At 63.4% G+C, this 25,706-nt stretch carries 22 protein-coding genes, 1 tRNA gene and 2 pseudogenes; 8 read left to right on the forward strand and 17 right to left on the reverse strand.

Annotation, left to right across the window (positions count from 1 at the left end; genetic code table 11):
* Positions 1-10: 10 nt before the first annotated feature.
* Entirely contained in the window at positions 11-769 is a 759-nt protein-coding gene (locus C4900_RS11705) for an HAD-IA family hydrolase (RefSeq protein WP_114283140.1), read from the reverse strand.
* A gap of 142 nt (positions 770-911) precedes the next feature.
* Between C4900_RS11705 and dksA the strand changes: the two genes are divergently transcribed.
* From dksA to C4900_RS11725, 4 genes and pseudogenes are all read left to right on the forward strand, one after another.
* On the forward strand, positions 912-1,352 hold the full coding sequence (gene dksA, locus C4900_RS11710) for an RNA polymerase-binding protein DksA (RefSeq protein WP_065972071.1): 441 nt from the start codon (positions 912-914) through the stop codon (positions 1,350-1,352).
* A 103-nt stretch (positions 1,353-1,455) separates the two neighbouring features.
* Positions 1,456-2,139 (forward strand): DedA family protein, encoded by a 684-nt coding sequence (locus C4900_RS11715; RefSeq protein ID WP_065972070.1) that lies wholly within the window; start codon positions 1,456-1,458, stop codon positions 2,137-2,139.
* 3 nt (positions 2,140-2,142) lie between these two features.
* Positions 2,143-4,118: pseudogene (acs, locus tag C4900_RS11720) on the forward strand (acetate--CoA ligase).
* Positions 4,115-5,095, forward strand: coding sequence for a hydrolase (locus tag C4900_RS11725; RefSeq protein ID WP_065972068.1), 981 nt, complete (start codon positions 4,115-4,117; stop codon positions 5,093-5,095). The pseudogene acs and the gene C4900_RS11725 overlap by 4 nt, the downstream one beginning before the upstream one ends.
* A 9-nt stretch (positions 5,096-5,104) precedes the next feature.
* Here the strand turns inward: C4900_RS11725 and C4900_RS11730 are convergent, their stop codons facing one another.
* The 9 genes and pseudogenes from C4900_RS11730 to rimP form a co-directional block, all read right to left on the reverse strand.
* The gene (locus C4900_RS11730) at positions 5,105-5,611 is read right to left on the reverse strand and encodes a DsrE family protein (protein ID WP_065972067.1); all 507 of its coding nucleotides are present in this window, start codon (positions 5,609-5,611) and stop codon (positions 5,105-5,107) included.
* 200 nt (positions 5,612-5,811) lie between these two features.
* Entirely contained in the window at positions 5,812-6,840 is a 1,029-nt protein-coding gene (locus C4900_RS11735) for a class I SAM-dependent methyltransferase (RefSeq protein ID WP_065972066.1), read from the reverse strand.
* Between the two features lie 117 nt (positions 6,841-6,957).
* A complete protein-coding gene (gene pnp, locus C4900_RS11740) occupies positions 6,958-9,042 on the reverse strand; it encodes a polyribonucleotide nucleotidyltransferase (RefSeq protein WP_176716042.1) in 2,085 nt (694 codons plus the stop codon).
* Between the two features lie 43 nt (positions 9,043-9,085).
* On the reverse strand, positions 9,086-9,355 hold the full coding sequence (rpsO, locus tag C4900_RS11745) for a 30S ribosomal protein S15 (RefSeq protein WP_065972065.1): 270 nt from the start codon (positions 9,353-9,355) through the stop codon (positions 9,086-9,088).
* 49 nt (positions 9,356-9,404) lie between these two features.
* Positions 9,405-10,316, reverse strand: a complete 912-nt coding sequence (gene truB / locus C4900_RS11750) for a tRNA pseudouridine(55) synthase TruB (RefSeq protein WP_083996272.1) — start codon at positions 10,314-10,316, stop codon at positions 9,405-9,407.
* Positions 10,316-10,699, reverse strand: a complete 384-nt coding sequence (gene rbfA, locus C4900_RS11755) for a 30S ribosome-binding factor RbfA (protein ID WP_065972063.1) — start codon at positions 10,697-10,699, stop codon at positions 10,316-10,318. Before rbfA ends, truB begins: the two co-directional genes overlap by 1 nt.
* Positions 10,696-13,160: pseudogene (infB, locus tag C4900_RS11760) on the reverse strand (translation initiation factor IF-2). The gene rbfA and the pseudogene infB overlap by 4 nt, the downstream one beginning before the upstream one ends.
* A gap of 13 nt (positions 13,161-13,173) precedes the next feature.
* Entirely contained in the window at positions 13,174-14,676 is a 1,503-nt protein-coding gene (gene nusA / locus C4900_RS11765) for a transcription termination factor NusA (RefSeq protein WP_065972061.1), read from the reverse strand.
* Positions 14,677-14,694: 18 nt separating this feature from the next.
* Positions 14,695-15,156, reverse strand: a complete 462-nt coding sequence (gene rimP, locus C4900_RS11770) for a ribosome maturation factor RimP (protein WP_065972060.1) — start codon at positions 15,154-15,156, stop codon at positions 14,695-14,697.
* A 146-nt stretch (positions 15,157-15,302) separates the two neighbouring features.
* Between rimP and C4900_RS11775 the strand changes: the two genes are divergently transcribed.
* The 3 genes from C4900_RS11775 (at position 15,303) to C4900_RS11785 (ending at position 16,624) form a co-directional block, all read left to right on the forward strand.
* Positions 15,303-15,379: transfer RNA gene (locus C4900_RS11775), tRNA-Met, on the forward strand.
* A gap of 119 nt (positions 15,380-15,498) precedes the next feature.
* On the forward strand, positions 15,499-16,239 hold the full coding sequence (locus C4900_RS11780; protein ID WP_114283143.1) for an endonuclease/exonuclease/phosphatase family protein: 741 nt from the start codon (positions 15,499-15,501) through the stop codon (positions 16,237-16,239).
* A 61-nt stretch (positions 16,240-16,300) separates the two neighbouring features.
* Entirely contained in the window at positions 16,301-16,624 is a 324-nt protein-coding gene (locus tag C4900_RS11785) for a hypothetical protein (protein ID WP_114283144.1), read from the forward strand.
* Positions 16,625-16,878: 254 nt separating this feature from the next.
* Here the strand turns inward: C4900_RS11785 and C4900_RS11790 are convergent, their stop codons facing one another.
* Genes C4900_RS11790 through C4900_RS11795 form a run of 3 tightly spaced genes read right to left on the reverse strand, consistent with a single transcriptional unit; the run spans position 16,879 to position 19,261 of the window.
* Positions 16,879-18,003 carry a TonB-dependent receptor domain-containing protein gene (locus C4900_RS11790; RefSeq protein WP_233432005.1) on the reverse strand — a complete coding sequence of 375 codons (1,125 nt, stop codon included), beginning with the start codon at positions 18,001-18,003 and terminating at the stop codon, positions 16,879-16,881.
* The gene (locus C4900_RS16730) at positions 17,895-18,464 is read right to left on the reverse strand and encodes a hypothetical protein (RefSeq protein WP_233432010.1); all 570 of its coding nucleotides are present in this window, start codon (positions 18,462-18,464) and stop codon (positions 17,895-17,897) included. The genes C4900_RS11790 and C4900_RS16730 overlap by 109 nt, the downstream gene beginning before the upstream one ends.
* A complete protein-coding gene (locus tag C4900_RS11795) occupies positions 18,461-19,261 on the reverse strand; it encodes a TonB-dependent receptor plug domain-containing protein (RefSeq protein WP_147267188.1) in 801 nt (266 codons plus the stop codon). Before C4900_RS11795 ends, C4900_RS16730 begins: the two co-directional genes overlap by 4 nt.
* Before the next feature lie 258 nt (positions 19,262-19,519).
* On the opposite strand from C4900_RS11795, the gene C4900_RS11800 reads away from it, so the two are divergent.
* Entirely contained in the window at positions 19,520-20,215 is a 696-nt protein-coding gene (locus C4900_RS11800; protein WP_065970744.1) for a cytochrome b/b6 domain-containing protein, read from the forward strand.
* A 6-nt stretch (positions 20,216-20,221) separates the two neighbouring features.
* On the opposite strand, the gene C4900_RS11805 is transcribed toward C4900_RS11800, so the two are convergent.
* The 4 genes from C4900_RS11805 to nuoL form a co-directional block, all read right to left on the reverse strand.
* Positions 20,222-20,674 carry a c-type cytochrome gene (locus C4900_RS11805; protein WP_065970746.1) on the reverse strand — a complete coding sequence of 151 codons (453 nt, stop codon included), beginning with the start codon at positions 20,672-20,674 and terminating at the stop codon, positions 20,222-20,224.
* Between the two features lie 118 nt (positions 20,675-20,792).
* The gene (gene nuoN / locus C4900_RS11810; RefSeq protein ID WP_211306928.1) at positions 20,793-22,226 is read right to left on the reverse strand and encodes an NADH-quinone oxidoreductase subunit NuoN; all 1,434 of its coding nucleotides are present in this window, start codon (positions 22,224-22,226) and stop codon (positions 20,793-20,795) included.
* Positions 22,227-22,236: 10 nt separating this feature from the next.
* Positions 22,237-23,733, reverse strand: coding sequence for an NADH-quinone oxidoreductase subunit M (locus C4900_RS11815; RefSeq protein WP_114283147.1), 1,497 nt, complete (start codon positions 23,731-23,733; stop codon positions 22,237-22,239).
* A gap of 11 nt (positions 23,734-23,744) precedes the next feature.
* Positions 23,745-25,706: an NADH-quinone oxidoreductase subunit L gene (gene nuoL, locus C4900_RS11820; RefSeq protein WP_114283148.1), complete on the reverse strand. Its 1,962-nt coding sequence runs from the start codon at positions 25,704-25,706 to the stop codon at positions 23,745-23,747.

A 25,706-nucleotide genomic window follows, 5' to 3' on the forward strand; every position in this document is an offset into this window, starting at 1 on the left:
CCTCCACGCCTCACGCCCGGGCGGCTTTAAGGGCCATCAGGGCATCGACGTCGAGCATGCCGCCCGCAAACGCCGTCCCGGACAGACGCGTCAGCGGCCGGTCGGGTTCGCCCAGGTGGTCGACCACGAGCAGCGCCGCCGAGAAATCCTGGGCGCGCGTATAGTCGGTGACCGTCACGACGGTATCCAGGCCGGCACCGGTGGCGGCGCGCAGACCATTCTCGGAGTCCTCGAAGGTCAGGCACGCGCCGGCCGGCAATCCCAGCCCCGCCAGGACATATTCATAGACATCGGGCGCCGGCTTCTTGGCCGCCACGCAATCGCCGGCCCCCACAGTATGAAACCAGCCGCGCGCCCCCGGTCCGAGTGCCGCCCATATCGGTTCGAGATTCTTTTCCGTGGTAGTCGTGGCGATCGCGAGTCTTAGACCCCGGTCGCGGGCCTCGGTGAGCAATCGCCGTATACCCGGGCGCAAAGGCACCCCTTCGGTATTCAGGAGATCGCTGTAGATGTCGGTCTTGCGAGCATGCAGATGCCGTATAAGGGCGTCTAGATCGCCCGCCGGGCGCAAATCGGGCCGGACGTGCGTAAAGAAATGGAGGAGCCGCTCCTTGCCCCCGGTGATGGCAAGCAGCCTTCCGTAGAGCGCCTCATCCCACACGACCGGCAGGCCCTCGGCCGCGAACGCGCGGTTGAAGGCCACGCGATGCCCATCCCGCTCGGTATCAGCCAATGTCCCGTCCACATCAAAAATCAGTGCCTTCAGCATCTCGTCCCCTATCTATATGGTATCGCTCAAAACCGGCCATGCCCCCGCCCGTCGGACCCTTTCTTGCATGCCCCTGTGCTTTCTGGTATAGATTCGCGCTTGCTCGCAAGCCCTACCATTGTCTCGAGCGCAGGAGTAATCGATGGCGGTCACGAAGAAGAAGGAAGTTCAGACTCTGCTGCATGGCATAAAGCCTTATTCCGTCGCCGAGGGCGAAGAATACATGAATACCCGCCAGCGCGAACACTTCCGCAAGGTTCTGCTCGCCTGGAAGGCGGAGCTCATCCAGGAAGTCTCGCGCACCATGCACGCCATGCAAGACGAGACCGCCAACCATCCGGACCCGAATGATCGCGCGAGCCAGGAAACCGACATGTCGCTGGAGCTGCGCAATCGCGAGCGCGAGCGCAAATTGATCAAGAAGATCGACGAGGCCGTGAGCCGCATCGATGCCGACGATTACGGGTATTGCGAGAACTGCGGCGTGGAAATCGGCGTACAGAGGCTCGAGGCGCGGCCGACCGCCACCTTGTGCATCGACTGCAAGACCTTGGACGAGATCCGCGAAAAACAGATGGCTTGAGGGTGCGCGCCGGCCTGTCGCGCCGTGATGTCAGCGGGGAGAAACAGACCCCGGGTCGACCGGTCGCCATAGGTCCGGTTGTGAGAGGATCGGGGGCTCAGCTGTGATACACGCCTTCATCCATACCCTGGCCGGCGCGATGCTGCTCATGATCCGCGAGACCGGCTATATCGGCATAGCGGCACTCATGATGCTGGAGAGCGCCTGCATCCCCATCCCCTCGGAGGTCATCATGACCTTTTCGGGCTATCTGGCGTCAACCAAGGCCCTGGGCCTTTTCGGGGTCATAGCGGCCGGCACCATCGGAAACGTGTTAGGCTCGCTTGCCGCCTATGCCCTCGGGGCGTACGGCGGACTGCCGTTTTTGCGCCGCCACGGCCGCAAGATCCTGATATCGCCCCACGACCTCGACTCCGCGCATGCCTGGTTTGCGCGCCACGGCCAGGCGGCGGTATTCCTAGGCCGCCTGCTGCCCATCCTGCGCACCTTCATATCGCTGCCGGCGGGCGTGGCGCGCATGCCGCTGGCGGCGTTCATCACCTATTCGGCGGCCGGCTCCCTCATCTGGTGCACGGTTTTGGCGTGGGTCGGTCTGCGTCTTGGCCAACATTGGCAGGCACTCTCACCCTATATGCATGGGGTGGATGATGCCGTGGCCGCGGGCCTTGTGGTGCTCCTGGTCCTAGCCGTGCGCCGCCATCGGCGCACAGAGCGCAAGCCCCCTATCGTCGGCGATCACCACAAGCCAGAGCCGAATCCAACAAACGAATCTGATATCGGGAGATGAACCTTGGCCCACGAATCGCGCGACCCCATCGAGTCGCTTTTTAGCGAAAACCGTCTGTTTCCCCCACCGAAGGACTTCGGGCACGGGGGACCATGACCGAGGAGCTCTACCGGCGGTTGCTCGCCGAGGCCGAAAGCGACTACGAGGGCTTCTGGGCGCGACGCGCGCGCGAGGAGATCGACTGGATCAAGCCCTTCACCCGCACCCTCGACGAGAGCAATGCCCCGCATTATCGCTGGTTCGACGATGGCGTCCTGAACGTCTCGGTAAACTGCCTGGACCGGCACATTGCGCAACGCGCCGACAAGCCGGCCATCGTCTTCGAGGGAGAACCCGGGGACGTGCGCGTCCTTACCTATCGGGAACTGCTGGCCGAGGTCGGGCGCTTCGCCAACGCCCTGCGTGCCCAAGGCATCAACACCGGCGACCGGGTGGTGATCTACATGCCCATGGTGCCAGAGGCGGTGATCGCCATGCAGGCGTGCGCGCGCATCGGTGCCATCCATTCGGTGGTATTCGGGGGCTTCTCGGGCGAATCCCTAAAGGGCCGCATCATCGACGCCGGGGCGACGGCGGTCGTGACCGCCGACGGCGGGCATCGCGGGGGGCGCATCATCGGACTGAAGGCCATCTGTGACCAGGTACTAGACGAGTGCCCCACGGTACGCACGCTGTTCGTGCTAAAGCGCGCCGGCAACGCCATCGCCTGGCGCCCGGGGCGTGACATCTGGTGGCACGAGGCGGTGGCCGATGTCAGCGCTGACTGCGCCCCGGTGGCCGTGGGCAGCGAGCACCCGCTATACCTGCTCTATACCTCGGGGTCGACGGGACGGCCCAAGGGCATACAGCACGCCAGCGCCGGCTATCTCCTCGGGACCATCCTCACCATGCGCTGGGTGTTCGACATCCGCGAAGACGACGTCTTCTGGTGCACGGCAGACGTGGGCTGGGTGACCGGCCACAGCTACGTGGCCTACGGGCCGCTCGCGTGCGGCGCGACCATGGTCATGTACGAGGGGGCCCCGACCATCCCCGACCCGGGGCGCTTCTGGGACCTCTGCGAGCGCCACCGGGTCAGCGTCTTCTATACCGCACCGACCGCCATTCGAGCCTTGAAAAAACACGGGGACGATTACCCGCGCGGTCATGACTTAAGTCGCCTGCGACTCCTTGGGAGCGTGGGCGAGCCCATCAATCCGGAGGCCTGGATGTGGTATTACCAGGTCATAGGTCAAGGCCGGTGCCCGATCGTCGATACCTGGTGGCAAACCGAGACCGGGGTTCATATGATCGCACCCATCCCCGGGATCGTGGCCTTGAAGCCGGGGTCGTGTACGCGACCGCTCCCCGGGATCGTAGCCGATGTGGTGGATGCCGAGGGTACGCCTGTGACCGCCCCCGACGAAGGCGGCTTCCTGGTGATCAAGCGCCCGTGGCCATCAATGTTGCGCACGATCTGGGGCGATCCCGAGCGCTACCGCGAGACCTACTGGGAGCGCTTCCAGAATCGCTACTATGTGAGCGGCGACGGGGCGCGGCGCGACGCCGATGGTTACTTTTGGGTCATGGGGCGGGTCGACGATGTCCTCAAGGTCTCCGGTCACCGCCTGGGGACGATGGAGATCGAGTCGGTGCTCGTGGCCCACCCCCTGATCGCGGAGGCGGCGGTGGTGGGACGGCCCGACGAATTGACCGGCGAGGCGATCTGCGCCTTCGTGGTGCCGCGCGGGCCAAGACCTAGTGGTGACGAACGCGCGGCGCTCATCGCCGAACTGCGCGCCTGGGTGGGCGAGAAGATCGGGCCGATCGCCAAGCCCGCGGACATCCGCTTTGCCGACAACCTCCCAAAGACCCGCTCCGGCAAGATCATGCGCCGCCTGTTGCGCGCGGTGGCACGCGGCGAGACCGTGGATGAAGATGTCTCTACGCTCGAGAACCCGGATATCCTGCGCCAGCTCCAGGGCCACGATCCGCAATGACGCCCTTCAGGGCGCCGATCTGGGCCCGCAATCCCCACGCCCAGACGGTGCTCGGGGCGCTGCAAGACCGCGCCGGTGGTGAGGTCCTGACGCGCGAGCGCGTGACACTGCCCGACGGGGATTTCCTGGATCTGGACTGGCTCATACCTTCACCGCGCACAGGGCGCGTCGTGCTTGCGCTCCACGGGCTCGAGGGCTCGTCGCGCTCCCCTTATATCACGCGCCTGCTGCGTTACTGCCGGGCCGCCGGCTGGAAGGCCGTGGTCATGCACTTTCGCGGGTGCAGCGGGGAACCCAATCGCCTCCCGCGAGGCTATCATGCCGGCGAGACCCAAGACCTCCAGACCATCGTCGATCTCTTGATGAGCCGCCACCCCGAAGGCGTATGCGCGGTCGGCTACTCGCTCGGGGGCTCGGTGCTGTTGAAGTGGCTCGGCGAGCGCGGCGATCAAGCCCCGCTCAAGGCCGCGGCGGCCGTGTCGGTGCCCTTCGAACTCGCCAGCGCCGCACAGCGCCTGGACAGCGGGCCATCACGCCTCTATCAATGGGTGCTGTTACGCTGGCTCAGACGCTCGCAGGCCCGTAAGGTCCGGGGGCAAGGCGGCGACGTACGGTTTCTGAAGGCCCTGCGCAACTTCCGGGCCTTCGATGGTGCGATAACCGCCCCCCTGCACGGCTTTCGCGACGCCGACGACTATTACCGGCGTGCCAGCTGCCGTCCCTATCTTCGTCATATCACCGTCCCGACGCTGCTCGTGCAGGCCGAAGACGATCCGTTCCTGATGCCCGGCAGTACACCGGCCGCCGACGAACTGGCGGGCGCGGTGCGCCTGGAGCTCTATCCGCAAGGAGGGCACGTGGGCTTCATTGCCGGGGGCACCCCGTGGGCGCCGCGCTTTTGGCTGGACGACCGCCTAGGGGCCTTTCTCCGGCCTTATATGCAGGAGCCCCGCGGCTTGCACCCGCAGGCCTCCTAATCACGTCGCTCAGGGCTTCAGCAGGTCGAAACCATGCTGCTCGAGCTGCATAATACGGATCACGCCGCCTGGCACCACCACCGCCTGCGGCAGGAGCTTCGGGAGATGTCCGGTCTTGGCCTTGATCCCGAGCATCGTCATATGGCAGGCATCGAACTCCACACCCTGAGCATTCAGGCTCTGCACGAGCCGCTTGAGCGGGCTGTTGGCAAACAGCATCTTGAGTCCGGGCCCATAGGCCACGACCACGATCTGGATCTTGTCGGAGCCAAAGTAATTCAACACATTGTCGACGTTTGAGAGCGCAAGAGCCCAGCGGTGCGGGTTACCTTGATCGACCTGCACGACCAAATGTTCCTTGGCGAACGGGTGCGAATGGATGAACTGCGGCTTATTGAAGTCGTAATGATGGAACAGCGTCCAGTTCTCGGCCAGGGCTGGCATGGCCAGAACCCCGGAGGCCAGGATCACGAACACCAATTTGCGTAGCACCGCCATTTTACGTAGGGCTGCCATAGAACCTCTTTTGAGCGTGGTGTGGACCATCCTGGGGTGGTTCAAGCAATCCCGCACGACCCCCCTTGTATTATTCGCCGGCGCCATCCCGCGCCCGCCACTGTTAGTCGCCCCATCGCCGCCGGATCTTACGGGGGCGAGTACTCTGCCTCAGGCCCTCAACCGTCTCCGGTCCGGGGGCCCTCCGATACCCGCCGCCCTCACGGCCGCGTACCGACCACCACCGCCTCACGCCCGTCCAGGAAATCGTAGACCTCGGGTACGAGGCCCGCGGTCCGGAAGGCCGAGGCGATCTCGGTAGGCCTCAGGAAATGGTTGCCCTGGACGTGTTCGGTCAAGTTCTGGAAGGCCACCATGCGCCGTCCCGGTTCCCGCAAGGCGGTGCGTTCCGCAGGCCAATGCGGCTCCCATATCACCGCCGCACCCCCGGGCTTCAGATGATCGTGCAGGATCCGGAATACCGTCTCCTTTTCGTCCCATACATGATGCAGGGCGCGATTGAGCGCGATGATGTCCGCCGGCTCCGGGCTCTCGAAACCATAAATATCGCCCTTGGCAAAACGCACGCGGTCATCGACACCGGCGGCCTTGGCGCGTGCCTGCCCCTGCCGGATGTTCTCGTCGAAGCCGTCGATACCAAGGCAGCGCAGACGCGGATAGGCCCGCGCCAGACGCATGAGATACCAGCCGTTGCCACAACCAAGATCTATGACAAATCCCCCGCGCCCCGCGGCGCGCTCATAGACCGGGACTGCCGGCATGATGGTCTTTTCGAAGACTGGCCCGAACTGGGCCTCGAGCATGGGCCCAAACCACGGGAGGATGGTGGCACGCTCCGCGAGCACCGACTCTCCGGGACGCTCCCCGGTCTTCATGAGGCCGGCGGCGCGTTCGGCGATATGCGCCGTTAACACCTCCTGAACGGCAAAAGGCATGAGCGTCCCTGGCGCCTCCGGCAGGAACGCCTGCCCAAGGTCGGTGAGCACGAACCCTTCCGGCCGCTCATCGAGAAGCTCGAACGCATAGGCCGCATCGCACCAGCGCACAACATAGCCGATGTCCGCGCCCGCGGCCTGCGCGATGGTATGGCCATCGGCCCGCCCGAGGCGCGCCACGGCCGGCAAGAGTCCAGCGCTCAAGCCCACATAGGCGATCGCTAGGCGCACCGCGCCTTGCAGGTCTTTCATGATGGTCTCGCGCAGACCAGGGGATGCGGGGGCACCTTCCATATTCCCTCCTGATATCGATGTCACTGTCGCAGGCCCGAAACCCCGGCCCAAATGACAGGGGGCGCGCAGAACCCTCCCCGCCGCCCCCTGGCCCGATCGCGCAGTCGCGTCGAACCGCTAACCGCCTTCCACCGCCTTCATGCTGAGGCGGATGCGGCCTTGCTTGTCGACCTCCAGCACCTTGACGCGCACCGTCTGACCTTCGGCGAGCTTCTCGCTCACATTCTCGACACGCTCGTGGGATATCTGCGAGATATGCACGAGCCCGTCCTTGCCCGGAAGGATGGTGACGAATGCCCCGAAATCCATGAGCTTCGCCACCCGCCCCTCATACACCATGCCGACCTGCACCTCGGCTGTGATCTGCTCGATACGGTGCCGGGCCTCCTGGCCTGCGGCGTTGTCCACGGACGCGATCTTCACGACCCCGTCGTCATCGATATCGATGGTCGCCCCAGTCTCCTCGCACAAGGCGCGGATCGTGGCGCCCCCCTTGCCGATGACGTCGCGGATCTTTTCCGGATTGATCTTGAAGGTGATGATGCGCGGCGCATACTCCGACATCTCCTGGCGCGCCTCGCGTATCGCACCGTTCATGATGTTCAGGATATGCAGCCGGCCGTCCCGCGCCTGCTTTAGCGCGGTATCCATGATCTCGCGGTTGATCCCCTCGATCTTGATGTCCATCTGCAAGGCGGTCACGCCCTCGGCGGTCCCGGCGACCTTGAAGTCCATGTCGCCGAGATGATCCTCGTCGCCCAGAATATCGGTCAGCACCGCGAACCGGTCGTCTTCCTTGATGAGCCCCATGGCGATACCTGCCACCGGCGCCTTGGTCTTAACACCGGCGTCCATCAGAGACAGGCTGGTTCCGCATACCGTGGCCATCGAACTCGAACCGTTCGACTCGGTGATCTCGGAAACGACGCGCAATACATAGGGGAACTCCGCCAGGTCCGGGAGAACCGCTGTGATTGCACGCTTGGCCAACCGCCCATGACCGATCTCGCGGCGCTTGGGGCTACCCACCCGCCCAGTCTCACCCACCGAGGATGGCGGGAAATTGTAATGCAGCATGAACGGGTCCTTGCGCTCACCCTCGAGGGCGTCGATCATCTGCGCGTCGCGTCCCGTACCAAGCGTCGTAACCACCAGCGCCTGCGTCTCGCCGCGCGTAAAGAGCGCCGAACCATGCGTGCGTGGCAGCACACCGGTACGGATCGTGATCGGACGCACGGTCTTGTTGTCCCGCCCATCGATACGCGGTTCACCGCTCAGGATGCGTCCGCGCACGATGCGCTTCTCGAGCGCCCCGAAGGCCGCGAGCACTTGGTCGGCATTGGGCTTGGGCGCCTCGCCGGCAAGCTCTGCCACTGCCTTGTTGCGCAGCTCCGCCACGCGATCCTGGCGCGGCAGCTTCTCGCGAATCTGATAGGCGGCCGTGAGTTCGGTGCCAATCGCAGTGGCGAGGGCCGCGGTGAGCTCGGCATCCTTCGCGGGCGGCGTCCAGTCCCAAGGCTGCACCTTCGCCTCGGCCACCAGTTCGTCGATGGCCTGGATCACGACGCGCATCTGCTCATGACCGAACAGTACCGCCCCCAGCATCACATCCTCGGGCAGGACCTTGGCCTCCGACTCCACCATCAAGACGGCGTTGCGGGTGCCGGCCACCACCAGATCGAGCGCCGAGGTGGCAAGATCCGACATCCCCGGGTTCAGAAGGTATTGGCCATCGCGATATCCTACGCGCGCCGCCCCCAAGGGGCCCTTGAACGGCATGCCCGAAAGCGACAGTGCGGCTGATGCCCCGATGAGCGATATGATGTCGGGATCGATATCGGGATCCAGTGACATCACGGTGGCGATGATCTGTACTTCATTGGTGAACGACTTCGGAAATAGTGGGCGGATCGGACGGTCTATCAGGCGGGAGGTCAGGATTTCCTTTTCCGAGGGGCGCCCCTCGCGCTTGAAAAATCCCCCGGGAATGCGTCCGGCGGCGTAGGAGCGCTCCTGGTAATCCACGGTCAGCGGAAAGAAATCGCGATCGGGCGCGGATTGGCGCATGCCCACGACCGTGACCTGCACGACCGTGTCACCCATGCTGGCCATGACGGCGCCCGTGGCTTGGCGGGCAATCTCCCCGGTTTCGATCTTGACCGTATGGTTACCATACGGGAACGTCTTTGTGATTTTACCCAACGCGCTTGTCCTCCGCTTCGATGCTCTTTTGGGGTGTTTCGCCCTACTTGCGCAGGCCAAGTCGCGCGACGAGGTCGCGGTAACGACCGGCATCCACACGCTTTAGGTAATCGAGGAGCTTACGCCGCTTGCCGACCATGCGCAGAAGACCCTGACGCGAGTGGTTGTCCTTCTTATGGACAGCGAAGTGTTGCGAAAGATCATCGATATGGGCCGAGATCAGCGCCACCTGTACCTCCGGGGATCCGGTGTCGACCTCGCCCCTCCGGTATTCCTTGATTACCTGCATCTTTTTTTCGACCGTGAATGCCATACCGCCCTCGCTGACCCGAAATATTCCAAGAAAAGGATAAACCGCTATTCTAACCGCGTGCGTCCATGGGCTCAACATGCCCAGGCGCCCCGATCCATAGGCGCTTGGGACGGATCTCCCCGGCCGCCGCCGACCACCCAACACCGAGGAACACCCCCGAATCGTCATACAAACGGACCCAACCCTCCTGTTCCCGGCCACCGATGTGCACGCCTTGCCCGCGCATGACGGCACGCGCCAGGAATCCCGGCAGCACCACCGACGGCAGGCCGGTGAGCGCGGCGTCACTCTCGAGCAAGGCGGTATCGGGGCCGACATCCGTGAGTGCCACGGCCTGATCGAGGGTAAAACGCCCGACCGCGAGCCTACGCAACTCCGCGACATGCCCGCCGCAACCCAGGGCCTCGCCGAGATCGTGGGCCAGACTGCGCACATAGAAACCCTTGCCGCAGGCGACGTCGAGCGTGAGCATCATATCCTCGCGATCGATGATCTCGATGCCGGTCACGACCACGCTGCGGCTCGCCGGCCGCGCCTCGTCACCGCGGCGGGCTCGCTCGTAAAAGGGCCGGCCGTCCTGCTTGATCGCCGAAAATCGGGGGGGTGTCTGATCGATGCGACCGATGAAACGACCCACGGCCGCGCGCAAGGCGGCATCGGACACCGTCACCGGGCGGCGCGCCACAACCTCACCTTCACGATCATAGGTTGTGGTGCTCACCCCGAGCGTAATGGCGACCCGGTAACGCTTATCGCTGTCGACCAGAAACGAGGCGGCCTTGGTGGCCTCACCAAAACACAGTACCAGCACACCGGTCGCCAACGGGTCGAGGGTCCCCGTATGCCCGCCCTTGCAGGCGCGCAGACGGTGACGCGCCTGCGCCAGGGCCTGCGTGGAGCTAAGGCCGGGCGGCTTGTCGAGGACCAGCAGACCGTCACGGCGCACGCACGGAACCTTCATCAGCCGTCGCCCTCCTCGCCCCGTTCGCGACGAGCGCGGTCGAGAAGCGCATCGATACGGGCCCCCTGGTCGACCGAGGGGTCGTAGGCAAACACCAGATTGGGCACAACGCGCAGCCTGAGCCGGGAGGCGAGGCCGCGGCGCATGCGCGGTACCACGGCATTCAATTGCACCACGGCCGCGCGCGCCGCCGCCTCGCCCTGGTAGTGCGTGACATAGATGCGCGCCTGCTTCAGGTCCGGGCTGACATCGGCCTCGGTGAGCGCCGCCAAGCGCACCTGTCCCTCATCGATCTCGGTCAGCACCCATTGCGCAGCCTCGCGCAACACGAGCGCGCCGACGCGCGCTGCGCGCGATCCGGATTTGGGCGCGTGTCGTCTCAAAGGGTCCGGGCGACCTCAACCCTTTCATAGACCTCGACCTGGTCGCCGGCCCGGATGTCCGAATAATTCTTAAAGGTCAGACCGCATTCCATGCCCGCCTTCACCTCCGAGACATCGTCGCGGAAACGCCGCAGGGACTCGATCTCGCCATTGTAGATGACCACGTTGTCACGCAGCACGCGCGCCTGCCGGCCGCGCCGGATCACCCCTTCGCTCACCTGACAACCCGCCACGACACCCGCCTTCGAGGTCCGGAATACCTCGCGGATCTCGGCGCTCCCCACCACATCCTCGCGGAACTGAGGCTTCAACATGCCAGCCATGGCAGCCTTCACCTCATTGACCGCGTCATAGATGACGTTGTAATAGTGGATATCGACGCCTTCCGAATCGATCAGACGTCGGGCACCGCCGTCGGCGCGTACATTGAAGCCGATGATGATGGCATTGGAGGCGACCGCCAGGTTGACATCCGATTCACTGATGCCACCCACCATGCCATGCACCACGCGCACCTTCACTTCCTCGGTCGAGAGCTTCTCGAGCGCCTCGGTGAGGGCCTCGACCGAACCCTGGACATCGGCCTTCACGATCAGTGTCAGGGTCTTGACGTCGCCCTCTTGCATCTGCTGGAACATGTTGGATAGCTTCGACGCCTGCTGGCGCTGGAGCTTGACATCCTTGTACTTGCCCTGGCGAAACAGCGCGATCTCGCGGGCCTTGCGCTCGTTTTCGACGCCACTCACCTCGTCACCGGCGTTGGGCACGCCCGAAAGCCCCTGCACCTCGACGGGTATCGACGGGCCAGCCTCCTTGATGGAACGGCCGATCTCGTCGGTCATCGCCCGCACACGCCCCGACTCACGCCCCGCCAGGATCACATCGCCCTTACGCAAGGTGCCTTCTTGGACCAATATAGTGGCCACCGGCCCCCGACCCTTGTCGAGCCGCGCCTCGATGACGATACCGCTCGCCATGGTATTGCGCACCGCGGTCAGCTCCAGCAACTCGGCCTGCAACAACACCGCATCGAGCAGGTTTTCGATCCCCTGGCCGGTCTTGGCCGACACCGGCACGAATATGTCCGACCCGCCCCACTCCTCGGGCACCACCTCGTGCGTCACCAGTTCCTGCTTCACGCGCTCCATGTCGGCCTGCGGCTTATCGATCTTGTTCACCGCCACCACAATGGGTACCCCGGCCTCGCGGGCATGATGGATGGCCTCGACGGTCTGGGGCATGACCTCGTCATCGGCGGCCACCACCAAAATGACGATGTCGGTCACCTTGGCGCCGCGCGCGCGCATGGCGGTGAACGCCTCGTGGCCTGGCGTATCAAGGAACGTCAACATGCCCTTGGGCATCTCGACGTGATAGGCGCCGATATGCTGCGTTATGCCGCCCGCCTCGCCGCTTGCGACCTTGGTCTTGCGGATGTAATCGAGCAGCGATGTCTTGCCATGATCGACATGGCCCATGACCGTGACCACCGGCGGGCGCGGCTCACGCGCCCCCTCCTCCTGATCGCCGACCTTCAGGGCCGCCTCCGGATCGTGACTACGCGCCTCGTGCGCGACGTGCCCGAGCTCCTCGACCACGATGGTCGCCGTCTCGCGATCGAGGACCTGATTGATCGTGACCATCATCCCAAGCTGCATCAAGACCTTGATCACCTCCACGGCCTTGATCGACATCTGCTGGGCGAGCTCGGCCACCGTAATGGCCTCCGGCAAATAGACATCCCGCACCACGCGCTCGGTCGGCATCTCGAAGGCATGCTGGCCACTCATGCTCGTGACCACGCGTTTGCCCGCCGATGCCCCGCGCTGCGGCGCACCGCCGGGCCGCCCCTTGTGCGGTTTGCGATCCCCCGCCCCTGGAGGTCGGGCCGCCGGCCGCTCCCGGCGTTCGTTGCGCCCGCGCTCTGGACGGGTATCCTTACGCACGGTCCGGTTTTGCGGCGGTTCCTGCGCCACCGGCGGCTCTACGACCGGCGGCGGAACGGGCTCGGACACGGGCACCTCCGCGACCGGCTCCTCGGCCTCCACAGGCTCGGGGGCGTCACCGTCGTCGGCGGCGCCTCGGGCTCCGCCACGCGCTCCGCGACCGGCTCGACGATGGCCTCAGCCTCCGCGGGCGGGGCCTCCGGTTCGTCAGGCACCGGACGCTTGACGAAGGTCCGCTTCTTGCGCACCTCGACCTGCACAGCACGGCTCTGGCCGAACCGCGAATTCTGCATGATCTTGCTCGTCGACTTTTGCGTGAGCGTGATGCGCTTGGCCTCCGGCTCCCCCGCGCCGTGATGCGTGCGCAGAAAGTTCAGGAGCGCCATCTTCTCGTCATCACTTAGGGGATCACTGCTCTTTTTGTCGGCGATTCCCGCCGCAACGAGCTGCTGAAGCAGCTTGTCCGGCGCCACACCGATCTGTTCGGCAAAACTTTTGACTGTCGTTTCAGGCATCGAATGAAATCCGTCAGGCCCCCTGGCTCTGGTCCGCGAACCAAGGCGCGCGCGCTGCCATAATGAGGACGCGGGCCCGCTCCTCATCCAACCCCTCTATTGCCGCCAGATCATCAACCGACTGATCGGCGAGCTCCTCCATCGTCTTTATTCCGTGGCTCGCCAACAGGCGCGCCGTATGCTCATCCATCTCCACCATGCCAAGGAGATCCTCGGCGGGCTCCGCCATGTCGATCTTTTCCTCGAGCGTTATGGCGCGCGTGAGCAGGATGTCGCGCGCCCGATCGCGCAACTCATCGACCTGCGCCTCGCTCAAGCCCTCGACCGACATCATCTCCTGCTTCGGGACATAGGCGACTTCGTCTAGCGTCATGAACCCCTCGCGTACGAGCAACTCGGCGGTCGCGGGCTCCATGCGTAGCTGCTCGACGAACATCTGCACGGCATTGGCCGCCTCGGTCTCGCCACGCGTCGAGGCCGCTTCCTCGGTCATCACGTTGAGCTCCCAGCCCGTCAGCTCCGACGCCAGCCGCACGTTCTGGCCGCCACGCCCGATGACTTGTGATAGTTGCGACTCATCGACAATGACATCCATGCTATGCAACTCCTCGTCGACCACGATCGAAAGTACCTCCGCCGGCGCGAGCCCGTTGATGACGAATTGCGCCGGATCCGGAGACCATTGGATGATGTCGACCCGCTCACCCCCCAATTCGTTCGATACGCTCTGCACGCGCGAGCCGCGCATGCCCACACACGCCCCTATGGGATCGATGCGCGGGTCCTTGGAATTCACCGCGATCTTGGCGCGTAACCCCGGATCGCGGGCCGCGCCGTGAATCTCGATCAGCCCCTCGCCGGCCTCCGGGACTTCAAGCTTGAAGAGCTCGACGAGCAGTTGCGGGCTCGTGCGGCTCAGGAACAATTGCGGCCCGCGCGGCGCCGAATGAACGTCCTCCAGATAGGCGCGTACCCGGTCTCCGGGACGCAGTCCCTCGCGCGGAATCATCGCCGACTTCGGCAGCAGGGCCTCGGCAGTGCCGAGATCGATGATCGCGTCCCCGCGCTCCAGACGCTTCACGACGCCCGTGACGAGTTCGCCCTGGCGGCTCTTGAATTGATTCACGATCTGCTCGCGCTCAGCCTCGCGGACCTTCTGCACGATCACCTGCTTGGCAGCTTGCGCGGCGATACGGCCGAAGTCGGCCGCCTCGATCGGCTCTTCGATATACTCTCCCACCTGAATGTCGGCTTGGCGCTCGCGGGCCTGTGCCAGGCGCATCTCACGTCCCGGAAACTCGAGCGTCTCTTGTTCGTCGGGCACGACCAGCCAACGCCGGAAGGTGTCATACTCCCCGGTCTTTCTGTGGATATGGACGCGGGCGTCTATGTCTTCCTTGTGGCGCTTGCGCGTCGCCGTTGCCAGGGCCGCCTCGAGCGCCCCGAAGATGATCTCGCGATCGACATTCTTCTCGCGTGAAACCGTCTCGACCACCATTAGAATTTCGTTCGCCATCACTGCCTCCAGCCGCCCTCAGAGTTCGGGCACAAGTCTCGCCTTCTCGATGTTATCAAACGCGAGATCATAACGCGTCTCGTCCGCCTCAAGGACCACGCGTCCATCCACCAAACCCACGAGGCGCCCGCGAAAGTTTCGGCGCCCACCCACAGGCAACGTGGTCTTCAGCTTGATCTGGGACCCGGCGAAGCGCTCGAAGTCACTGGGCCGCGCCAACGGCCGATCCAGCCCGGGCGACGAGATCTCGAGCGTGTACTGCCCGGGGATCGGATCCTCGACATCGAAAAGCGCGCTCACCTGGCGACTGACCCGGGCGCAGTCATCGACATCGATCCCCTGCGGCCCATCAATATAAATGCGCAAGGTCTTTTGCCCGCTCAGAAATTCGATATCGACGACCTCGAAACCGAGATGCGCCACGACGGGCTCCACCAAGACCCGCAGCCGATCCGCCTGAATATGTTTCTCCATGACCATAAACGCAAAAGTGGGCTTAAAGCCCACTTCCGCAGAACGACCTATACGAGATAAACGCGGATTATAAGCCTTCCCGCCAAAACTTCAATGCACGCCCCCCAAGGCTTGCCATTGCCCGCAAAGATGGTAGACTCTGCGCCCTCTGATGCGGGGTGGAGCAGTCTGGCAGCTCGTCGGGCTCATAACCCGAAGGTCGTAGGTTCAAATCCTACCCCCGCTACCAATTTCGCCGGATACCCGGGCTATACCGGGTCTTGGGGGACGGACACCGGCCCAAGGCACCCATGACCCCGCCCGGGGGTCGGATAGCGTCGACACCGCTTGCGCGCCTAGAGTCGACGCATGTTAAAGATCCTCACCGTAAACCTGAACTATGTCCAGGACGGTTATGGTCCCTGGCCTGAGCGGTGCGCGCGCCTGCGCGCCCTTCTCCAGGCGCAGCGGCCCGCCATCATCGCCCTGCAGGCGGTCCACGTCGACGACACACGAAACCAGCTACGGGAACTCGCCGGCGACCTCGACTATCATCATCAACTGTTCCTGGCCGCTGACACCACACGACCCCAATACGGCAGTGCGATCCTCTCGGAGATCCCCTTGAACGCCCCCTGGTCGTTCGCCCTGCCACGTGACGATGACGACGAGGACCAAAGTCCGCGACGCGCAATCGGCGCGAGCTTCACCTGGCAGGGGGAGGTCTGGCGGTTGACGAATGCCCATTGCTCGTGGGTCCCGGCGCAGAACCGACAACAGGTCGCAGCCCTGGCCCGAGCCCTCGAGGACTTTTCCGGGCCGCAGTGCCTGGTGGGTGATTTCAATGCGCCATCCACCGCCCCCGGCATCGCCCATCTGACCGCCCGCGGATGGGTGGATGCCCACGCCTGCGTGGGACAGGGAACGGGCGCGACCTTTCCGGCGGACGCCCCCCAAAACCGTATCGATTACCTCTTCGTGCACGGCTGCGACCGGGCCCGGCTGCTTGCGACGCGCACATTCCCCGAACAAGGCGCCGCGCTTTCAGACCACAAAGCCGCCATGCTGATCATCGCCCAGCCCCGCGAAACAATCGAGACCTTTCGGTGATCGCCATGCCGGGAGGCGTGGGGCTAGCATAGCCTCATGGTGCCTGGAAATAGGAGGAATCATGGCAAAACCCCTCTCCCGGCGGCATTTTCTGCGGCGTACGGTGGCAGCGGCGATGCTCGCGCTGCCCATGGTCGCGACCGCCAAAAAATCGCCCCCAAAGGCCAGCAAGGCCAGCGTGCACTATCAAGACCACCCCAAGGGCCGCGCCATGTGCGGCCGCTGCCGCTTCTTTCTGCCGGCCGTCGGGCATTCGAACGGCATGATGATGCAGGGTATCAAGACCAACGGCACGCTCGCGATCGGCCACTGCACAAAGGTCGCGGGGCGCATCGCGCCCACGGGGTATTGCATCCTGTATACGCCGCGCGTGCATAGCGAGTGACCTCCGGACACGGCCCTCTCGGGCATCCCACGATCCTGGGGCGGTCACTCCGGCATCGAAAGCCCATCGGTCGTGCGGCGCGGTGACGTGCAATGCCCGGCGGGCGCGGCCGCCAAGGCCCGTGTCGGGCCGGGTGATCGCGCATCGCACTCCGGAGCCTTGCACGCAATGGAACGGTTTTCCGGAACCCCAAAAAAAAGAAGGCCCAAGGACCACCCTTGAGGCCTTCAATGAGGAGAAGACTTAGGGACGCGTCAGAAGCGCGCGTTCAGATTGACGAAGTATTGCCGTGGCGCCCCCGGATCGGCGAGCACAGCCCCAGCGCTGTTGCCGCCGAAATAGCCACCGCTCGTGATGTACTGGATGGGGTCATAGCGCTTGTTGAAGAGATTGGTCACGCCAACCGTCAGGGTCACCGCCGACAGGCCGGCTATGCCAGTCCCGGCCTTAATGGCCACCTGCGTGTTGACGATGTTGTAAGACGCCATCTGGACATTGTTGGTGGGGGCATTGACCAGGTTGCTGAACATGTACTGCGTACCGGTGTATTGATCAGACACCCCCGGCGATACCAGGTAGCGCCCGAAGGCCACGCGATAATTGACACCCAGGGAGGCGGTAACATCGGGGCTATAGGAGATCGGATAGCCCGCATAGTTCGTGGTGCTGCCGCCCGGCACATAGGAGTCGAAATGCGCGCGCGTAAGCGAGGCCGTTCCAAACACATGCCAATGCCACGTCGGGCTGTCCTGCGCACTCACGTTCAAGCCCTTATAAGTGGCGCTCGCCTGGGCGAACTGCGTAGTCGCGAAACCCCCGCCCGTCGATATATAGGTGGTCAGGGTCTCGTTGCTCAACGTGTCGCGATAGATATCGGCATTCATGACAAAATGGCGCAGCAGGCCCGCGCGCCGGATCAAGAGCCGCGTGCCCAACTCGTAGTCGACACTCTTGACGGGCTTTAGCGTCGCGAGATCGATGACATTGCTGCCGCTGTAGGCGCCGAAGGCGTTGTCCCCAGGGTTCTGGTAGGTCTCGGCGGCATTGCCGTACACCGACCAATGCGGGGCGATCAAAAAGCGTGCGCCCAAGGACGGTTCCGCCCGCGTAAAGACCTTGCTGTCGCTCGGCGCAATCGTCTGGTTGACGGCCCCGGGTGGGGTATAGCTCGCGCCGTTGTTGAAAAACTGCGTCTGGAAATCGACGCCCGCGATCCCGGGGGTGATCGTCAAGGCCTTGATCGGCGTGATCGCATCCTGCACAAAGCCCGTCAAATAGGTATTGGCAAGCGTGTCGTTATTGTACTGGAGCGGATTCGCCGGGCTCGTTCCATAAGTCTCGTTATAGCCCGTATAAGGCGTCGAATAGGTCTGATTGATCCACGACCCCCGAACTCCACGTGATTCATGGGCAGCGTCCAGTCGAACACCAGACGGTTCCCATAGGTGTCGGACCGCGGGTTGTAGTACTCCGAATTCACAGTCCCCGGCGGCGCGCCATTGTAGTTGTAATTGTCCACACGCCAGTGGACCCTGTGGCCATGGCGGTACCATACGAGGTCGTGCACCGACAGATCCGGCGCGAGACCAAGCTTGATCTGCGAATACAGCATGCGATCGCGCACCACGATCTGCTTGAACCACACCGACTCGGGCAAGGACGAGTAGTACCCGGTCGTCGACTGACTGTAGAGCGGCGTATTGGGCGTGCCGTCTACTGTGATGGCGCTGCCGCCGGGACCTGCGGTGATCGGTGATACCGGAATAAAATTGGGCCGGAACTCGGTATTGTCGTCGGCATAACCCCCGACACTGAATGACCCGTCACTAAAGGTCTTCACGGTCTTGGCAAACAATGCCGATGAGCGGCTGGGCGCCGAAAAGGAACCCGTACGGAAGGTGTTGTCGCGTACAAACCCCCCGCCACCACCGTCGACCAGCCATCGTGCGTCCCGGTGTTGGCAATGAGATCCGCACCTTCGGTCTGATCGCTGCCATACGTCAACCCAAGGCTGCCCCCCGCCTGCTTCGTGGGCTGAACGGGGACAAAGTTGATCGTGCCACCGACGCTGTCAAACCAACGGCTGGCGGGATTACCAGGCCCATAGATGATATTGACGCCGGAGATGAGCTGCATGATCGGGATTTCATTCGAGTCCCAACCGCCGTTATGGGAGATAAGATTGTTCATCGGCACCCCGTCGAACAGTACGGTGATGCCATTGCGCTCGACATCGCCGTTCACGCTCGACCAGCCGACCTTGACCCCGCGGAGCGCGATCTCATAGCGCGCCGACCCGCTGATGCCGCCGTAGCCGCGCACCGCCACCCCCGGGGCCATGGCCAGGGCCTGCGCGGAGCCTGCCAGCGGCCCATTGGCGGCGATCTGGCGGCGTCCTATGACACGCTCGGTCTGGGTCGACTTGAAGATCTTGCGCTTTGTAAGCTTGGTGCTCGTGGCCTTCAAAAGTGCCTCGGCCTTCTTGCGGCTTTGGGCATTCACGCTGCCGACATTCACAGACGACGTGTCATGGGCGGCGGCGGTAACCTGGCTTGCGGCCAGTGCGCATAAAACGAGCGAACTTAGCACCGACAATCGGCCTGGTGTGGTCGGCAACGGGCGATAATGGCACGGCATGACGCGATATTCCTCCACTGATTTTTTTCATGCTGGGAACTTTCTCGGGCGTACTCTGCCGCAGCCGTGTGACAACCCCGGCCCAATTCGATGACAAATTCTTGACAGAAATCGTGGGGGTACGGACGCACGCGCCAGCCGATAATCAGGGCTCGTCAGGCGACCGGAGATCGGCTACCATTACGGCATTCATGATATTGTCGATCGTTTAGTTGATCACGCGGGGACAGGTCCCGCCACCATGAGGTATCAGTAGATATGAATGACAAGACACCGGACAAGCGCACAGCTCAAAGCGATGAGCGCCCGCGGATCTGGGATGTTCCGACGCGTGCGTTTCATTGGACACTGGCGGTGCTCGTGGCCTGGGAGTGGGCCTCGGCCCACCTTGGGCACGGCTTGATGCGCTACCACATGTGGGGGGGTTACGCAGTCCTCACATTGATCCTGTTTCGCCTGTCGTGGGGCTTTATTGGCAGCCATACCGCGCGCTTTGCGCACTTCCTACGCTCACCCCGCCGCACCTGGGAATACATCAAATCGTGGCGTCGGGGCGCGCCCGACGTCCACGGCCATAATCCGCTGGGCGGATGGGCGGTCATCGCCTTCCTCGTGTCACTCATGGTCCAGGTAGGGACCGGGCTTTTCGCGACCGACGATGTCTTGACCGCCGGACCCTTAAACCAGCTGGTCGGTAGCCGCATGGGCGATTGGCTCACGACCGTCCATAAATGGAATTTCGATGTCCTGCTGGCGCTCATCGCCACCCATGTGAGCGCGGTGATCTTGCATCGCGTGATAGCGGGTCACGATCTTGTGCGCCCCATGATTACCGGACGGGCGGCACGTCCCGTGGCGAACCCGATCCCGAGTCACGCCTTCGCGCGGCCCTGGGTTGGCATCCTGGCACTTGCGCTGTCGGGCCTCGGGACCTGGCTCATCCTGCAGATCTGAGCGCCGCTAACGCATGAAGCGGTGATGGCAGGAGCGGCAGGCGTCGGCCACACGTTCGAGCGGGCGCGCCGATGCCGCAAGCGGGGCATGGGCAGTGGCCTGTGCAAGTTGACGCGTGAGCGCCTCGAAATGGCTAACGGCCGCCTCAAAGGCGCGCGGCTGCTGCCAGATGCGCGCCGAGGCCTTCGTAGCCCCCTGATCGGACCCGGGGACAAAGGCTACCCACGGCAGCGTGGCGAGCGCTGCCAGGGCCCGCCCCTGCCCGGCGATTCGACTCGGGTCGTAAGGGCGCTGGTGGCGGAGCGTCTGCGCGATACGTACGAGGTTCCAATCCATCGCCGCCATGAGTTCGCGGCGATAGGCGATATCGGACTGGATGCGGGTCTCGGCCAGGACCACGGTGGGCGCAAGAACCGCGGCCACGGCCCATAGGGCCATGACCTTCTTCAGGCATTTCATGGGTTGGGGATCTCCTGTGTGAAGCGCGCGCGGACCATCGGGGGCCACGTGGCGCGATACTACGAAGGGCGCATGACAAAACCGTGACGGTGGCGATTTTCGCCAAACGGCATGCCCCTTAGGGAAGCCCGCGAACCGCCGCCCGACAGATGGCAATGAGCGTACCGGCCCACGGCGCGGCCAGCACCATGGCGATGCCGTTTACGCTCAGGATCCAGCGCAGATCGCGTCCCTGACGCAATGGACCGGCATCCACGGGGGCATCAAAGAACATAAGCTTTACGATACGCAGATAATAGAAGGCCCCGATCACGGAAAACAGCACGGCGGCCACCGCCAATCCGTAAAATCCGGCGCTCACCGCCGCCTGGATGACCGCGAGCTTGGCGTAGAACCCTATGGTCGGGGGAATGCCCGCCATCGAGAACATGAACAGCAACATCACCCAGGCATACCAGGGGCTGCGCTGATAGAGGCCGCGCAGATCCTCCAGGCGTTCGGCCTCGAAACCCTTGCGCGAGAGCAGGATGATGACGCCGAACGCCCCGAGGGTCATGAAGGCGTAGATCAAGGCGTAGAACAGGGCATCGGCGTAGCCGCTCACGCGCGCGCTCAGGAGCCCGAGCAGCAGAAAGCCCATGTGGGCGATCGCCGAGTAGGCGAGCATGCGCTTCAAATTAGTCTGGGCGATGGCCACGACATTGCCGACTGCCATCGACAAAAACGCAAGCAGCACCAGCATCTCCTGCCAGGCCCCGGACAGGCCATGGAGGCCCTCCACCAGCAGGCGCAGAAAGAGTGCGAACGCGGCGATCTTGGGGGCCGAGCCGACATATAGGGTCACGGCTGTCGGCGCCCCCTCATAGACATCGGGGATCCACATATGGAATGGCACCGCGCCGAGCTTGAAGGCAAGACCGGACAGGACGAACACGAGACCGAGTGTCGCTACCATGTCATGGCGCGGGAGCGCGGCGAGCGCGGTCGCCACCCGGCCGATCGCAAGACTGCCGGTGGCGCCGTAGAGCATCGACAGGCCATAGAGCAAAAGCCCCGAGGATAGCGCGCCCAGCACGAAATACTTCATGGCCGCCTCGGTGGCGGGAATCGAGTCACGCTGCATCGCAATCAGCGCATAGAGACTGAGCGACAGGAGCTCAAGCCCCAAGTACAACGACAGGAAGTGCGCGGCACTCACCATCACGCACATGCCGGCCACACCGGTGAGCGCCAGCACGAAATACTCGCTGCGAAACACCCCGCGTTCGGCGATATAGGTCCGCGAATAGGCAAGCACCATGGCAGTCAGCGCAAAGATCGCGATCTCCAGCACGACAGTCAATCGATCGCCGGTCACCATGCCATGCAATACGACACGCGCGCCCTCATCGCGCAAGGAATAGGCGGTCACTCCCGCGGCAATGAGGGTGGCCTGCGTCATCCCATACATAAGGCCCCTGAATCGCCGCTTCCAGAAGAGATCCGCAAGCAGGATCACGCAAGCCATGGCAAAAACGAGGATTTCCGGCAACACCGGTCTTATCTGCACCATGAGACTCATCCTAGGGAGTCGCGCCCGCGAGCCGCACGCCCGGGCGCCATAAAAGATGATGCACGGAGGCCGTCATCACATGCAGCAAGGGTGCTGGCCATAGCCCCAGGACGAGCACCGCCGCACCGAGGACTGCGAGAAACGAAAGTTCGCGTCCGGTCACGTCCGACAGGGCCGCCACGCCAGGCTTCGTGACCGGCCCGAAGATGACCCTCTTATACATCCAGAGGGTGTAGGCGGCACCAGAGATCAAGGTCGTGGCCGCGAGCACCGCGTACCAGAAGTCAGCCTTGAATGCCCCCAGGATCACCAGGAACTCGCCTACGAATCCGGAAGTGCCGGGCAGGCCGGAGTTGGCCATGGCAAAGAGCATCATGAACGCCGCGAATATCGGCATGCGATTGACGACACCGCCGTAGTCGTGGATGGCGCGGGAGTGCAGGCGATCATACAACACCCCGACACAGAGAAACATCGCGGCCGACACAAAGCCGTGCGAGATCATTTGCACGAGCGCGCCATCCATGGCGATACGGCTGAACAGAAAAATCCCGAGGGTCACAAAGCCCATATGGGCGATCGACGAATAGGCGATCAGCTTCTTCATGTCGTCTTGCACCAGCGCCACAAGACCGATATAGACCACGGCGATGAGCGAGAGCGTGATCATAAGGCCCGCGAGTTCGTGGCTTGCCTGCGGCACGATCGGCAGACTGAAACGCACGAAGCCGTAGGCGCCCATCTTCAGCATGATGGCCGCCAGCACCACCGAGCCGCCGGTGGGCGCCTCCACATGCGCATCCGGGAGCCACGTATGGACCGGCCACATCGGGATCTTGACCGCAAACGCGATCAGAAACGCCAGGAATATCAAGATCTGCGGGGTTGTGGCGAGCGGCAGATGATAAAATGAGACGATATTGAAGGTCTCCCCGGCGCGGAAATACAGATAAAGCAGGGCCACCAACATCAATACCGATCCAAGGAAGGTATACAGAAAGAACTTAATGGTGGCGTAGACCCGATTCGGCCCCCCCCAGATGCCGATGATCAAGAACATCGGGATCAGCATCGCCTCCCAGAAGACATAAAACAGCATGGCATCGAGGGCACTGAAGACCCCGATCATGAGGCCCTCCATGATAAGGAACGCCGCGAAATATTCCGGCACGCGTTCCTTGATCGCGGGGCCGGCGGCCAGCACTACGATCACGCCCACCACACTTGTGAGCAGCACGAGCGGCAGCGAGATGCCATCGACACCGAGGGCATAATTGATGTGAAACGCCGGTATCCACGGGACACTTTCGTGAAACTGCATGGCGAACGAATCGGCGTGAAATAGGCCCCACAAGGGGATGGTCGCCAAAAAGGCGCCGCCGGCGCCGACGGCGGCAAGCGGGCGTACGAGTCCGGGATAGCGTCGGCCGGCGGCCAATATGAGGAATCCGAAGACGATAGGCAGCCAGATCGCGACGCTGAGGGCTATATGTCGATAGACGTCCATGGTGGCAGCCCTTATCCGCGGTGGAGGAAGAATGTCATGAGCACGAACAGCCCGAGTATGACGGCGAAGGCATAATGATAGATATAGCCGGACTGCAGGCGCCGGCCCCACGCCGCGATTCGCCCTATGAGCCGCGCGGTGCCGTTCACGAGCGCCCCGTCTATGAGCTGCACATCCCCAACCCGCCAGAGAAAACGCCCGGCCGCGCGCGCGCTGGCGGCGAAGCCCTCGAGATAGACGGCATCGAAGCCGTATCCGGCGCGCAACACGGCGTATGCGAGGTGCAGCCGGCGCGCCATCTCCGCCGGCAGCTCCGGCCGGCGAATATAGAGATACCACGCGCTGGCGATACCGGCGAGCGCCAGATAAAGCGGCGGCGAGAGGAATGCCGCGCCTATGAAGGCCAGCACCCCGTGATAGTGGGGGGCCATGCGTAAGAGCGGGTTGTCGGCCGGCCGCACATACAAAGAGCCCCGGAAGAAGTGACCGAAGAGCAGCGGGCGCATGAGCAACATACCGGCAAGAACCGACGGTATAGCCAACAGCACAAGCGGCAACGTCACCACCCACGGGGATTCCTTGAGGTGGTGGCGGGTATGGGCATCCATGCGCGGTTCGCCATAGAACGCCAGGAACAACATACGGAAGGTATAAAACGCGGTTACGAACACGCCTGCGAGCACCGCCGCGAACGCATAATCGGCGCCTGGCAACGTCGAGCGCGCCACCGCGTCGATGATCGCGTCCTTGGAGAAAAATCCGGCAAACGGCGGGATGCCGGCGAGCGCCAGGGCGCCCACCCAAGTGGCCACGAACGTGATCGGCATATAGCGCCGCAGGCCGCCCATCTTGCGCAGATCCTGCTCGTGATGCAGGGCGATGATGACCGAACCGGCCGCCAAAAACAGGAGGGCCTTGAAAAACGCATGCGTGACGAGATGGAAGATGGCGGCGGCGTAGGCCGAGGCGCCGAGCGCTGCGGTCATGTAACCAAGTTGCGAGAGCGTCGAATAGGCGATCACGCGCTTGATGTCGGTCTGCACCATGCCAAGCAACGCCATGAAAAATGCCGTCGAGGCCCCCACCACAAGCACCACGCTGCGCGCCACCGGCGACTGCTCGAAGAGCGGCGACATGCGCGCCACCATGAATACCCCGGCGGTGACCATGGTCGCGGCATGGATCAAGGCCGATATCGGCGTCGGGCCCTCCATGGAGTCCGGCAACCATACATGCAGCGGCATCTGCGCCGACTTGCCCATGGCCCCTATGAACAAGAGAATGCAGATCACGGTGAGCATGTGCCAAGACGTGTCGCCGGTGACCGCCAGACGCGCATGGCGTGCGGCATCCACATGGGCGAAGACCGTGGCGTAATCCAGACTATGAAACACGGCATAAATGGCCGCGATTCCGAGAATGAACCCGAAGTCACCGAGACGGTTCACGAGAAACGCCTTGAGGCTCGCAAAGATCGCCGACTCGCGCGTATACCAAAAGCCGATCAAGAGATACGAGACAAGGCCCACAGCCTCCCATCCGAAGAAAAGCTGCAGGAAATTGTTAGCCATAACGAGCATGAGCATGGCGAAGGTAAAAAGCGAGATATAGCTGAAAAAACGCTGATAGCCCGGGTCGCCGCGCATATACCCTATGGTGTAGATGTGCACCATGAGCGACACGAACGTCACCACGACCATCATAAGGGCGGTGAGCGGATCGACCAGAAAACCCACGGTGAGCGGCAGTCCGCCGGCGCGCCCCCACAAGTACACGGTGGCATTGAGGTCGTGGCCGGACATCACATGCGGCAGCACGAAGCCTGCCGACAGGGCGAACGCCACCGCGATCCCGAGGATGACGATGCGATGCGTCCAGACGGTTCCCAGTACGCGGCCAAACAAACCGGCGGCAATGGATACCGCAAGACACGTGAGCGGGATCGCCGTATACAGCGCAAGCGCGGAAGTCAC

Origin of the sequence: Acidiferrobacter thiooxydans, from assembly GCF_003333315.1 — a bacterium.
Lineage (GTDB): Bacteria > Pseudomonadota > Gammaproteobacteria > Acidiferrobacterales > Acidiferrobacteraceae > Acidiferrobacter > Acidiferrobacter thiooxydans.

What these genes read in the sequence shown, in the direction of transcription:
- C4900_RS11805 (WP_065970746.1), bottom strand. Translation starts at nt 20,674, where the DNA reads ATGAAATGCCTGAAGAAGGTCATGGCCCTATGGGCCGTGGCCGCGGTT.
- C4900_RS11725 (WP_065972068.1), top strand. Translation starts at nt 4,115, where the DNA reads ATGACGCCCTTCAGGGCGCCGATCTGGGCCCGCAATCCCCACGCCCAG.
- truB (WP_083996272.1), bottom strand. Translation starts at nt 10,316, where the DNA reads ATGAAGGTTCCGTGCGTGCGCCGTGACGGTCTGCTGGTCCTCGACAAG.
- C4900_RS11705 (WP_114283140.1), bottom strand. Translation starts at nt 769, where the DNA reads ATGCTGAAGGCACTGATTTTTGATGTGGACGGGACATTGGCTGATACC.
- C4900_RS11795 (WP_147267188.1), bottom strand. Translation starts at nt 19,261, where the DNA reads ATGCCGTGCCATTATCGCCCGTTGCCGACCACACCAGGCCGATTGTCG.
- C4900_RS11735 (WP_065972066.1), bottom strand. Translation starts at nt 6,840, where the DNA reads ATGGAAGGTGCCCCCGCATCCCCTGGTCTGCGCGAGACCATCATGAAA.
- C4900_RS11815 (WP_114283147.1), bottom strand. Translation starts at nt 23,733, where the DNA reads ATGGACGTCTATCGACATATAGCCCTCAGCGTCGCGATCTGGCTGCCT.
- nuoN (WP_211306928.1), bottom strand. Translation starts at nt 22,226, where the DNA reads ATGGTGCAGATAAGACCGGTGTTGCCGGAAATCCTCGTTTTTGCCATG.
- C4900_RS11730 (WP_065972067.1), bottom strand. Translation starts at nt 5,611, where the DNA reads ATGGCAGCCCTACGTAAAATGGCGGTGCTACGCAAATTGGTGTTCGTG.
- rimP (WP_065972060.1), bottom strand. Translation starts at nt 15,156, where the DNA reads ATGGTCATGGAGAAACATATTCAGGCGGATCGGCTGCGGGTCTTGGTG.
- rpsO (WP_065972065.1), bottom strand. Translation starts at nt 9,355, where the DNA reads ATGGCATTCACGGTCGAAAAAAAGATGCAGGTAATCAAGGAATACCGG.
- C4900_RS11785 (WP_114283144.1), top strand. Translation starts at nt 16,301, where the DNA reads ATGGCAAAACCCCTCTCCCGGCGGCATTTTCTGCGGCGTACGGTGGCA.
- C4900_RS11780 (WP_114283143.1), top strand. Translation starts at nt 15,499, where the DNA reads ATGTTAAAGATCCTCACCGTAAACCTGAACTATGTCCAGGACGGTTAT.
- C4900_RS11800 (WP_065970744.1), top strand. Translation starts at nt 19,520, where the DNA reads ATGAATGACAAGACACCGGACAAGCGCACAGCTCAAAGCGATGAGCGC.
- nusA (WP_065972061.1), bottom strand. Translation starts at nt 14,676, where the DNA reads ATGGCGAACGAAATTCTAATGGTGGTCGAGACGGTTTCACGCGAGAAG.
- dksA (WP_065972071.1), top strand. Translation starts at nt 912, where the DNA reads ATGGCGGTCACGAAGAAGAAGGAAGTTCAGACTCTGCTGCATGGCATA.